Consider the following 11,446-nt stretch of genomic DNA (forward strand, 5'->3'; position numbering starts at 1 on the left):
CCGGCGTGTGGCCGCGGCGGGGTCGGACGTGCGGTCAGGTTTCAGCGTCGAGCAGGCCAAGGCTGTTTCCCGCTTTGTTTGTGAACCACATCACGTGAGGGTCCGGGCCGGGTTTGATGTCGAATGGTCCGCGTACGTCCGGGGAGTCGACGAACGTCCACGCGTCGCGGTTTGACGCGTGGTCCGGTACGACGATTGCGATGCGGTCGGTGGCGGAGTCGACCAACCACAGACGGCCGTCCGCGCCGGTGCAGATCCCGTCGGGTTCGACCAGGTCGGGGTGGGTGATGAGGCGGAGGGTGTGGGTGGGGCGCTCGGGGTCGAAGGCCAGCAGGCCGGGAGGTTCGCGTGGGGTCAGCCACAGCGTGCCGTCATCGCTGCGAGTCCATGCGCGCGGAGTCGCCGGAAGCGATCCGATGGTCCTCACGTGTCCGGTGAGCGGGTCGACGCTGCCGATCGATGCCGCGTTCACCCACCAGGGCCGGCCGGCGCCGGTCACGAACAGAGCGGCCGGCGCGGCGATGCCGTCGTCTGTGATCAGCTGCAGCGACGCCACGGGATCTGCGGCGCACGGATCGATCGAGCCGATCGCGTCGGCGCCGCGCAGCGAGAACCACAGCCGACCATCGGGGGCGGCCTTGAGTGCCACCGGGCGACTGCCGGCGGGCAACGGGTAGGAGGTGATCGTCGAGGCCGGATCGGCGCTGTCCGGATCGATGGCCACCAACGCGTCGGAGCCGAGGCTTGTGCACCACACCCGACCGTCGGCCGCCGGAAAGATGTTGGCGGGGAAGCGAATGACGCCGGGCTCGGCGCCGAAGAGTTCGATCTGCCCGTTCCGGACGCGCCCTATCCGATCGTCGCCGATGTTGGTGAACCACACGTCGCCTGCTGCGGCGATGATGCCCGAGGGCGCGTTCAGCCCGAGATGGTGCAGAGCGGTGACCGTGGGCATGTCGAAACTGGTTCAGCCGGCCCGGTATTCGATCACGCGGTCCCGGCTCTGCAGCGTCTCACCCGCGATGACGACGAGTTCGGTGCTCGTCAGCCGGTAGGTGGTGGTGTCGTTATGCGCTTCGAATCCGGCCGGAATCAGCCGGACATCGTCGAGGCGCAGTGAGGCGCCGTCGCGCAGTCGCACGCCCCGGTAGGTGTATCCCTCCGCGTCGCGGCACACCGCGACGGCCGAGTGTTCGGTGCGGGCCACGGCGACGGCGCGCTGATCGGTGTCGCACCGTGCCGCCGAGTCGACGAACCCGCGGGAGTCCATCGGCATGCTCACCGGCGCGGCCGGTTCCACCGGGGCGGGGCGCGGCGGAGGCGAGGGCTTCGCAGGCGCCGCCACCCAGGCGGACACCGTGTTCGGCTGCGCCGGAACGGAGTGCACCTGCTGTTCGGCTGGACCGCGGGAGGCGAGCAGCGCGACGATGATCACCAGCGTGCCGAGTGAGGCGACGACGATGGACAACGCCGGACCGCGTGAGCGCGGCTCATCGTGAGCGTCGGGGGCTGGGGCGTGGTCGGTGACGGTCATGCCTGACGCTTCCTCGTCTCGCAGTGTCTTGAGGACAGCAAAGCATCGCCGGTGGACGAAAGCCGGTAGCCGCACCGGCGTTTCACACGGTGATTCAGGGCGAAACCGCGATCTCGGCGCCCAGTCGATAGCCGTCGGCCAGCGGCAGGTCATCACCACTCCAGAACGATCCCGGATCGAACCAGTTCGCGTTCTTCTCGGTGACGAGCAGGCCCATCTCCTCGTAGGTGATCGCCACGGTCTCCGCGCAGTAGGCGGTTTCCAGGCCCATCTGTGTCCGCTCGATCTTGCGCTTGTCGGCAGCTCGGCGAACAGCTTTGTGCACCAATGGGATTCCGCGCGTGAAGTCGCTGACGGTGGGAATCCGTCCGCGTAGCCAGCGCCCGGTGAGGCGTGCTGTGGAGGGAAACGGGGTGCCGTCCATGCGTGCGATCACGGTGAGCATGCGGTCCTCCTGCTCACCGTCGGCGTGCGGTGTGAGCTGGCGCAGCCAGCAGCGCTGGCCGTAGGCGTCCGCCCAGCGGTGTACCGCTGCCCGCAGATCGTTGAGCTGCACACCGCGATGGTGGGTTCCGGTCCACAGGTCGAGGAGCTTGTCGCCGAGCTCCGCGTGCCAGATCAGTGGTGGCAGATCCTCCAGCGCGACGGTCATCCCGACATGGTTGACCGGACTGTTGGTCATGGACTGGATCGCGCGGTCCGGGCCGGAGTGGCCGCGGAACAACCAGATGTCGCCGGTGCGCGTTTCCTTCAGCGCGCGTTCCAGGGACACCGTGCTTGGCTTCATGCCCGCAGCTTAGGCAGACTGACCGGCATGCGGGGAATCTGGAAGTGGGTCGGACTGGCCGGTGCGGCCGGCGTGGTCGCCGGCGGAGTGCTGGTCGCACGTGATCAGCGGCGGCGAAACTCTTACACTCCGGAGGATATTCGCGCTCGCCTGCATCAGCGCCACGCCCAGGCGCACGGCTCCGACGTCACGCGGTGACGGCGTAGAGCGTGTGCGTGCCGGAGAAGCCCTTCAACTCGGTGTCGCAGTGTCGTTCGACAACCAGATCCTCGCACTCGTCGCGGTCGTCGATCGCATCGCGCACGGCCGCACTGACCAGGATCTGACCGCCGTCGGCCTGCGCCGCGACCCGCGCGGCCAGCGCCACGTTGCGGCCGAAGACGTCGTCGCCGCGCAGCACCGACTTTCCCGTGTGGATGCCGATCCGCACCCGAATGCTGTTGCGGCGCTTGGACAGTGAGTGCTGGATGTCCAGGCCGCAACGTACCGCCTGTTCGGGACGGGCGAAAGCGACCATGAACCCGTCGCCCTGGCTCTTCACGACGTGACCGTCGTGACGCTCGACGAACCGGCGCACGGCCCGGTCATGTCTGGCGATCAACCGCACGAACGCGCGATCGCCGATGCGCTCGTTGAGTGCGGTCGACTCCTCGATGTCGGAGAACATGATCGCGAGCCGGCCGTTGCGGGACAGCCGGGCGAGATCGGGCCGTTCCACCTCGGCCCAGTCCGCGAGATCCTCGATCGAGGAACGCACCGCCGCGCCCAGCCCGTCCCTGCGCAGGATGTTCGCCGTCTGCCACACCGTTTTGACGGCCCTCGTGCCACCCGACACCAGCAGCTGTCGAGTGTCGAGGCGGTTCCGCAGCTCGTCTGCCTCCGCTTCCGCGGCCCGCACCCGTCGCCACAGCAATCCGATCGCGGCTGCCTCGCCGATCGCGACGACGGCCAGGGCCAGCGCGACGATCTGCATCCCGGTCACCGGTCCAGTATTGGATGCTGGAGGCGTGAGTTGTCCACAGGCCCCCTGTTACGAGAGTCGCTGGCTGCGTGCCAACAGCAGGGACGGCACCCGCGCGATCTGGTTGCGCGAGACATTGTTGCGGTCCTCGACCGGCGCGGCGAGCGCGGATGTGTGGGTGATGGCCTTCGATCCCACCGGGCACCGGGCGCTGCGAGAGTCGTTCCCGATCGACTCCGCGGCCTTCGAGGACGTGCCCTGGACCGCCCAGATCGGTCCCAGCAGCCTGACCGACACGGCCGCCGTCGGCGACATCGCCGGCCGCGCGCGCTGGGATCTGACGATTAGTCCGGGTGGGGAGCCCGCGGTGCGCATGCTCTCCGATCGGGCCTACCAGGCCCGGTTCCCACCGGCGAAGACGCTCGTGCGGCATCCGCGGGCGGAGATGGACGGCCGCCTCCAGATCGACGGTCTGACGGTCGACGTCGACGGATGGGTGGGCAGCGTCAACCACAACTGGGGCAGCCGGCACACCGCTGCCTACGCCTACGGGCAGGTGTGCGAGTTCGACGATGCGCCCGACACCACGCTCGAGATCGTCACGGCGCGCGCCGCGGTGGGGCCGGTGCTGTTGCCCGCGGTCACGCTCGTCGTGCTGCGCCACGCCGGCGTCGAATTCGCGGTGCGCAGCGTTCTCGGCAGTCTGCAGACGCATGGCCGATACGAGCCGTTCACCTGGAGCTTCGGCGCACGGGTGGGGGAGCAGACCATCGAAGGCGAGATCGTCGCCGCAACCGACGACGTGATCGGCTTGACCTACACCGACACCGGCGGCGCCGAGAAGTACTGCTACAACTCAGCGTTGGCGACCTGCAGACTCCAGGTGGCCGGCTTCGCCGTCGCGCGTACCGAATTGACCAGTGCAGCAGCGATGTTCGAGATCCTGACCGCCGACCAGGTGGCGGGTGTGCCGCTGCGCGTGTGAGTCAGGGCCGCAGCACGAACGACACGACGGCGTCGGAGAAGGCGTCGTTGTCGTCGCCCGCAGCCGTGTGTCCCGCGCCGGTGAGCTCGACGAACTCAGTACCCGGCACCTTGTTCAGGAAGTCGGCGACGGCCTCCTCGCTGACCACGTCGGACAGCTTCCCGCGGATCAGCAGGATCGGGATGGTCAGTTCGACGGCCGCCTGTTCGAGTTGCTCGACCCGCAGGAACGGATCGTCATGGGGCGCGGTGAGAAACGCCGGATCCCAGTGCCAGTACCAGCGTCCGTTGCGGTGCCGAAGGTTCTTCTTCAGTCCCTCGGGGTTCTGTGGCCGGGCGCGGTGCGGCAAGTAGGCGGCGACCGCGTCGGCGGCGTCGTCGAGGGAATCGAACCCGTGGACATGGCTGAACATGAAGTCGCGGATGCGCGCGCTGCCGTCCTTCTCGTACCGCGGCACCACGTCGACGAGCACCAGCCGGGTGACCTTGTGCGGGCCGGCGTTGCGCGCCACCTGGATGCCGGTGAGCCCGCCCATGCTGGCGCCGATCACGACTGTCGGGCGGCCGATCTGGTCGAGAACGCGCTCTGCATCGGCCGACAGCGCGTCGATGCTGTACCGGGCGTCGGGGGAGCGGTCGCTGTCGCCGTGGCCGCGGCTGTCCAGGGCCACCACGTGCAGCCCGCGGGAGGCCAACACCTGCCCGGTCTTCTTCCACGACCAGCGGTTCTGGCCACCACCGTGGAGCATCAGCACAGACGGGCGAGCGGGGTCACCGTTGTCGGCGGCCGAGGGCCGGTTCCATTCGTCGGCGACCAACTGCAGGCCGTCCGCGCCGGTGAAGGTCGCAATCGTCGCATCGCTGCTGGTCATGGTCCACCGCGTCCTCTCACCGGTCCCCGAAGCCCTGAGGCTACCCAGCGCATCGGATCCGCCGATCCCGGGTCCCGGTAGACCACAGTCGATCTATTATTTTCGGTTGTGCAAATTGTGGCCGGTTCCGACGACGAACGGCGGCGCATCATCGAGGCCGCCTACCGTTGCCTGTCCGATGCCCACCGGGAGCCGGTCACCATGTCGACGATCCTGCGCACCGCCGGTGTCTCCAGTCGCGCGTTCTACCGCCACTTCCGTTCCAAGGACGATCTCTTCCTGGCCCTGATGCAGCAGGCCGCGGACGAGCTCGCGGCGCGGGTGGATCGGGTGGCCGCTGCCGAAATCGGCAGCCCCGTCCACCAGTTGGCAGCCTGGATCGGCGAGGTCTTCGATCTCGTGGTCGACCCGCACCGGCGGATGAAGATGGCGGTGATCGACTCCGAGGAGGTCCGGGCCGCGGCCGGATATCGGGAGTCGCGGATGTATGCGCACGACAGTAGAGAGAGCTCACTTGCCGAGATCCTCCGCCGCGGGCGCGCCGTCGGTGCGTTCCCGCTCACCGATCCCGAGTACGACGCCGCCGCGATCAGCGCGTTGGTGAGCCGGTTCCTGTACACCGTCCTGCCTGACGACGTGCAGGCGGTCAAACAGGCCGAGTCCCGGTTGCTCGACTTCGCGCTGCGCGCCGTCGGCGCGGTGGCTCGCGAGTGAGCGTGACCGGCGATTGCGACTCGTGTTGCCGCACCACATTTTGGTGATATACGGTCTGCCAGCGTCCTCACAGATGTACCGTCACCCCACACACCGGGGGTTGGTCGGTCGGAGGCTTTGGCGGTGAACTGCTTGCGAGGAAGGACCGGTTGAATGGTCGCTTCCGACGTCATCAGCAAACCCGTACGTGCCTTCGGCGGGTTCTTCTCGATGGCCCTCGACACGTTCGTGGCGCTGTTCCAGCCACCGTTCGCGTGGCGCGAGTTCATCGCCCAGTCATGGTTTGTCGCGCGTGTGTCGATCCTGCCCACCCTGCTGTTGACGATTCCCTATACCGTTCTGCTGACGTTCATCACGACCATCCTGCTGACCGAGATCGGCGCGGCGGACTTCTCCGGAACCGGTGCGGCACTCGGCACGGTGCGCCAGATCGGGCCGATCGTCACCGTTCTGGTGGTCGCCGGCGCCGGCGCCACCGCGATGTGCGCCGACCTGGGGGCCCGCACGATCCGTGAGGAACTCGACGCGCTGCGGGTGATGGGCATCAATCCCATTCAGGCACTGGTGGTTCCCCGGGTGCTGGCCGCCACGGTGGTGTCGCTGGCGCTGTCGGCGACGGTGATCCTCGTTGGCCTCTCGGGTGCGTACTTCTTCGTCGTCTACATCCAGCACGTCTCACCGGGCGCGTTCGCGGCGGGGCTGACGCTGCTCATCGGCACCACCGACGTGATCATCGCGTTGGCCAAGGCGGCGCTGTTCGGGCTCTCGGCCGGCCTGATCGCCTGCTACAAAGGCATTTCCGTACGTGGCGGCCCGGCCGGGGTCGGCAACGCGGTCAACGAGACCGTCGTGTTCACCTTCATGGCGCTGTTCGCGATCAACATCGTTGCGACGGCTGTGGCGATCAAGATCACCGCATGACCGTCTCGCGGCCTCATTCCCAGTTCCCGTGGCTCAAGGCCCGGTTCCGCAGCGTGGCCGGACCGTGGAACGACATCGGTACGCAGACCAAGTTCTACGGCCGCACGTTGCGCTCGGTGGGCTACGTCTTCACCCACTACAGCGTCGAGCTGATTCGCATCATCGCCCAAATGGGTCTGGGCGCAGGAGCACTCATCGTCATCGGCGGCACCGTGGCGATCGTCGGGTTCCTCACGGTCACCACCGGCGCACTGGTGGCGGTGCAGGGCTACAGCGACTTCTCCACCATCGGTGTCGAGGCGTTGACGGGTTTCGTCTCGGCCTACTTCAACGTCCGGCTGATTGCGCCGGCCACCACCGCGATCGCGCTGTCGGCGACCATCGGCGCCGGCGCCACCGCCCAACTCGGCGCGATGCGCATCAACGAGGAGATTGACGCACTCGAGGTGATGGGCATCCGCAGCATCGCGTTCCTGGCGTCCAGCAGGGTGATCGCCGGTCTGTTCGTCGTGATCCCGCTCTACTGCGTGGGCGTGCTGATGGCGTTCTGGGCGGCGCGCTTCGGCACCACGGTGATCTACGGCCAGTCCACCGGCGTCTACGACCACTACTTCAAGACGTTCCTCAACCCGACCGACCTGATGTGGTCATTCGGACAGTGCATCGTGCTGTCGGTGATCATCATGCTCGTCCACACCTACTACGGCTACACCGCGCGCGGCGGCCCGGCCGGTGTGGGCGAGGCCGTCGGGCGGGCGGTGCGGACGTCGCTGATCGTCTCGGCATCGGTGCTGGTTCTGCTCTCCCTCGCCGTCTACGGCCAGTCCGGCAACTTCAACTTGGCGGGTTGACATGGACACACACGACGAAGGCCTGCATCCGGCGTGGTACACGCTGATCCTGCTCGTGGTGATGGCTGTCATCCTGTGGCTGACGTATTCGTTGTTCTTCGGCACCTTCACCTCCCACGAGACGGTCACGCTGACCTCCGACCGGGCGGGTCTGGTGATGGAGACGAACTCGAAGGTCAAGCTGCGTGGCGTGCAGGTCGGCCGCGTCTCGGCGATCGAGGGCGGCAGCGAGCCGGTGGCGCTGAAGCTCGAGATCGACAAGGACAAGATCGGCTTCATCCCCGGCAACGTCGAGGCTCAGATCCGGGCCACGACGGTGTTCGGTGCCAAATACGTCGACCTGATCTATCCGAGTGACCCGCAGGGCACGTTGCGGGCCGGTCAGGTGATCCAGTCGCGCAACGTCACCGTCGAGGCCAACACCGTGTTCCAGAACGTGGTCGCCATCATCGACCGGGTCGACGTGGCGAAGCTCAACAGCACGTTGTCCGCACTCGCCGACGGGGTGCGTGGCCTGGGCCCGCAGATCGGTGAAGCCACCACCGCCGTGAATCAGGTTCTCCTGCAACTCAATCCGCGCAACGAGACAATTGCGCAGGACTGGCGCACGCTGCGGCAGTTCAACGACACCTACAGCGCTGCAGCGGGTGACATCGTCACCACGCTCGACGCGCTCAGCACCACCAGCACGACGATCGCCAACCGCGCCACGGCGCTCGACACGCTGCTGATGTCCACGATCGGCCTGTCCAACAGCGGCATCAGCCTGCTGGCCCCCAACCAGGCCAACCTGATCAAGGCCATCAACGTGCTGCGGCCCACCACCGACCTGCTCTTCAAGTACAGCCCGGAGTACACCTGCCTGCTCACGGGCGCCAAGACGCTGCTGGACACCGGCGGGTACGAGGCGCCGGGTGGGAACGGCCGCAGCCTCATTCTCGACGTCGGCCTGTCTCTGGGCGACGATCCCTACCACTACCCGGACAATCTGCCGATCATCGGCGCCAAGGGCGGTCCCGGCGGCAAACCCTCCTGCGGCTCGCTACCTGACGTCGCCAAGAACTGGCCGGTGCGAAACCTGGTGACCAACACCGGGTTCGGCACCGGGATCGACTGGCGGCCCAACCCCGGTATCGGGTTCCCGGCCTGGGCCAACTACCTGCCTACCACCCGCGCGGTGCCCGAACCGCCGAGCATCCGCAACCTGTTCGGCGGACCGGCCATCGGGCCCATCCCGTATCCGGGTGCCCCCGCCTATGGGGCGGATCTGTACGCCCCCGACGGCAGCCCCCTGTGGCCCGGATTGCCGCCGGCCCCACCGCCGGGCGCACCGCGGGAGCCGGGCCCCACACCCGGGTCCGAACCGTTCATCGTCGCGAATCCGGCACAGATGCAACCCACTCCGTTGCCGCCGGTTCCGCTGCCGCGTGAGGCTGCCCCGTCACCATGACCACCATCGAGAACGCACGGAGAGGTGTCCCGCCATGGCAGGGCTGACGACCAGGATCAGGCACGACGCGTGGCGTCTCGCCGTGTTCCTGACCGTCTGCCTGCTGGGTGTCTTCGGGCTGTTCGCGGTGTTCGGCCAGATGCGATTCGGGGAGAAGACGCACACCTACCGCGCCGAGTTCATCAACGTGAGCGGACTCGAGGAGGGCGATTTCGTCCGGGTCGCCGGCGTGGAGGTCGGACGCGTCGACAAGGTTGCCATCGAACCGGATACAACGGCGATCGTGGAATTCACCGCCGACGACTCGGTGGTGCTCACCGAGGGCAGCCGCGCGGTGATCCGCTACGACGACCTGATCGGTGGCCGCTTCCTCGCGCTGCAGGAAGGCGCCGGCAGCACCGCGACGCTGAAGCCGGGCGACACGATCCCGATGGCTCGCACGGCGCCGGCCCTGGACCTCGATGCTCTGATCGGTGGCTTCCGGCCGCTGTTCCGGGCGCTCGATCCTGAACAGGTGAATGCGCTGTCAGGGCAACTGATCTCGGCCCTGCAAGGGCAGGGTGGGACTATCAACTCGTTCCTGGGCCAGACCGCCGCGCTCACCAGCACCCTGGCCGACCGGGATCAGCTGATCGGGCAGGTGGTCACGAACCTCGACGTGGTGCTCGGGTCGCTGGGTGACCAGAGCGACCAGTTCGCCAAGGCGGTCGACGGGCTGTCCGGACTGGTGGAGACACTCAAAGATCGCAGGCAGGACATCAGCACCGGACTGGCCTACACCAATGCGGCGGCATCGAGCATCGCCGACCTGCTGGCGCAGTCGCGGGAACCGTTCACCAAGACGGTGCGCGAAACCGACCGTGCTGCAGGCATCGTGGTGGCCGATCACGAGTACTTCGACAACCTGCTCAACACGCTTCCCGACGCCTACCAGGCGCTGGCACGTCAGGGGATCTACGGCGATTTCTTCAGCTTCTACCTCTGCGACATCGTGCTCAAGCTCAACGGCAAGGGCGGCCAACCCGTGTACGTGAAGGTGGCCGGTCAGTCCACGGGGAGGTGTGCGCCGAGGTGAAATCGTTCAGTGAACGCAATCAGTTGATCGTCGGCTCGGTCGGGCTGCTGGTGACGATCGGCGTGGTCCTCGGCTCGCTCAACTACTCCAAGTTGCCGTTCTTCCACGGCAATGAATACTCGGCGTTGTTCGCCGACGCCGGCGGGTTGACCACCGGTCAGGACGTGCTCGTGTCGGGCTTCAAGGTCGGCACCGTCACGTCGATCGACCTCGATCAGTCGCGCGCACGCGTCGCGTTCACGGTCGACAAGGAAATCCGGCTCGGGGACCGCACCGAGGCGGCGATCAAGACCAAGGGACTCCTCGGCACCAAGCTGCTCGAGATAACCTCCCGCGGCGACGGCCAGCTCGACGGCCTGATTCCGTTGGAGCGCACCACGTCTCCGTACCAACTGCCCGACGCACTGGGCGATCTGGCGTCGACCATCAGCGGCCTGAACACCGACCAACTGTCCGAGTCCCTGCGAGTACTGTCCGCCACGTTCGCCGACACCCCGCCGCAGCTGCGCATCGCCGTCGATGGCGTTGCCCGGTTCTCCCAGACCCTCGACGAGCGGGATGCCCAGTTACGCAACCTGCTCGGCAACGCGGACAAGGCGACGACGGTGCTGGCCGAGCGCAGCGATCAGATCGTGGGCCTGGTCAACAACAGCAACGCGCTGCTGGCCGAGCTGCGCACCCAGAGCGCCGCGCTGGATCAGATCTCCGGCAGCATCTCCACATTGAGCGAGCAGCTGCTCGGCTTCATCAACGACAATCGCGCGATCCTGCGGCCGTCGCTGGACAAGCTCAACGGTGTGCTGACGATGATCGACAATCGCAAGGAGCGCCTGCAGAAATCGCTGCACCTGCTGCAGCAGTACTCGATGTCGCTGGGTGAGTCGGTGTCCTCGGGCCCGTTCTTCAAAACCTATGTGGCGAACCTGTTGCCGGGTCAGTTCGTGCAACCGTTCGTCGACGCCGCATTCTCCGATCTGGGTCTGGACCCCAACGTGCTGCTGCCGTCGGAGCGCACCGATCCGCAGGTCGGCCAGCCGGGCACGCCGGCGCTGCCGATGCCCTACCCGCGCACCGGCCAGGGTGGCGAACCGCGCCTGACCATCCCGGACGCCATCACCGGTAACCCCGGTGACCAGGGCTGCGGACCGCCCGGCCTGCCCCTGCCGGGACCCACCGGGTGCTACCCCTACCGTGAGCCGTTGCCGGCGCCGCCGCCGGGCGGCCCGCCGCCCGGCGGCGGCGCCGGCAACGGCTCACGGTAGGGGTAGCACCCGGTGGGTCCCGGCAGGGGCAGGCC

The 11,446-nt window shown here is 67.5% G+C and carries 13 protein-coding genes; 8 read left to right on the forward strand and 5 right to left on the reverse strand.

Features of this window, described 5'->3' with window-relative positions; translation table 11 throughout:
* Window positions 1–34: 34 nt before the first annotated feature.
* The 3 genes from DMB80_RS22720 to DMB80_RS22730 form a co-directional block, all read right to left on the reverse strand.
* Window positions 35–955: a Vgb family protein gene (locus DMB80_RS22720; protein ID WP_111511932.1), complete on the reverse strand. Its 921-nt coding sequence runs from the start codon at window positions 953–955 to the stop codon at window positions 35–37.
* Window positions 956–967: 12 nt separating this feature from the next.
* Window positions 968–1,534: a hypothetical protein gene (locus tag DMB80_RS22725; RefSeq protein ID WP_111511933.1), complete on the reverse strand. Its 567-nt coding sequence runs from the start codon at window positions 1,532–1,534 to the stop codon at window positions 968–970.
* A gap of 94 nt (window positions 1,535–1,628) precedes the next feature.
* Window positions 1,629–2,306 carry a guanylate cyclase gene (locus tag DMB80_RS22730; protein ID WP_111511934.1) on the reverse strand — a complete coding sequence of 226 codons (678 nt, stop codon included), beginning with the start codon at window positions 2,304–2,306 and terminating at the stop codon, window positions 1,629–1,631.
* A gap of 42 nt (window positions 2,307–2,348) precedes the next feature.
* On the opposite strand from DMB80_RS22730, the gene DMB80_RS22735 reads away from it, so the two are divergent.
* On the forward strand, window positions 2,349–2,519 hold the full coding sequence (locus tag DMB80_RS22735; protein ID WP_110798052.1) for a hypothetical protein: 171 nt from the start codon (window positions 2,349–2,351) through the stop codon (window positions 2,517–2,519).
* Here DMB80_RS22735 and DMB80_RS22740 read toward each other — a convergent pair.
* Complete coding sequence (locus DMB80_RS22740) at window positions 2,509–3,294, reverse strand: adenylate/guanylate cyclase domain-containing protein (protein WP_111511935.1); 786 nt, start codon at window positions 3,292–3,294, stop codon at window positions 2,509–2,511. The two genes, DMB80_RS22735 and DMB80_RS22740, sit on opposite strands and share 11 nt — an antisense overlap.
* A 34-nt stretch (window positions 3,295–3,328) precedes the next feature.
* Between DMB80_RS22740 and DMB80_RS22745 the strand changes: the two genes are divergently transcribed.
* On the forward strand, window positions 3,329–4,267 hold the full coding sequence (locus DMB80_RS22745; protein ID WP_205538853.1) for a hypothetical protein: 939 nt from the start codon (window positions 3,329–3,331) through the stop codon (window positions 4,265–4,267).
* 1 nt (window position 4,268) lies between these two features.
* Here DMB80_RS22745 and DMB80_RS22750 read toward each other — a convergent pair whose 3' ends face one another.
* Window positions 4,269–5,138: an alpha/beta fold hydrolase gene (locus DMB80_RS22750; protein ID WP_111511937.1), complete on the reverse strand. Its 870-nt coding sequence runs from the start codon at window positions 5,136–5,138 to the stop codon at window positions 4,269–4,271.
* Window positions 5,139–5,246: 108 nt separating this feature from the next.
* On the opposite strand from DMB80_RS22750, the gene DMB80_RS22755 reads away from it, so the two are divergent.
* From DMB80_RS22755 to DMB80_RS22780, 6 genes are all read left to right on the forward strand, one after another.
* Entirely contained in the window at window positions 5,247–5,852 is a 606-nt protein-coding gene (locus tag DMB80_RS22755; protein WP_205538855.1) for a TetR/AcrR family transcriptional regulator, read from the forward strand.
* Between the two features lie 153 nt (window positions 5,853–6,005).
* Window positions 6,006–6,773 (forward strand): MlaE family ABC transporter permease, encoded by a 768-nt coding sequence (locus tag DMB80_RS22760; protein WP_046365745.1) that lies wholly within the window; start codon window positions 6,006–6,008, stop codon window positions 6,771–6,773.
* Window positions 6,770–7,624 (forward strand): ABC transporter permease, encoded by an 855-nt coding sequence (locus tag DMB80_RS22765; protein WP_046365746.1) that lies wholly within the window; start codon window positions 6,770–6,772, stop codon window positions 7,622–7,624. The genes DMB80_RS22760 and DMB80_RS22765 overlap by 4 nt, the downstream gene beginning before the upstream one ends.
* Before the next feature lies 1 nt (window position 7,625).
* Window positions 7,626–9,074 carry an MCE family protein gene (locus DMB80_RS22770; protein ID WP_111511938.1) on the forward strand — a complete coding sequence of 483 codons (1,449 nt, stop codon included), beginning with the start codon at window positions 7,626–7,628 and terminating at the stop codon, window positions 9,072–9,074.
* 34 nt (window positions 9,075–9,108) lie between these two features.
* A complete protein-coding gene (locus DMB80_RS22775; protein WP_073684369.1) occupies window positions 9,109–10,149 on the forward strand; it encodes a virulence factor Mce family protein in 1,041 nt (346 codons plus the stop codon).
* A complete protein-coding gene (locus DMB80_RS22780; RefSeq protein WP_111511944.1) occupies window positions 10,146–11,411 on the forward strand; it encodes an MCE family protein in 1,266 nt (421 codons plus the stop codon). Before DMB80_RS22775 ends, DMB80_RS22780 begins: the two co-directional genes overlap by 4 nt.
* The last annotated feature ends 35 nt before the right edge of the window (window positions 11,412–11,446 follow it).

Source organism: Mycobacterium kyogaense, assembly GCF_003254575.1.
Taxonomy (GTDB): Bacteria; Actinomycetota; Actinomycetes; order Mycobacteriales; family Mycobacteriaceae; genus Mycobacterium; species Mycobacterium kyogaense.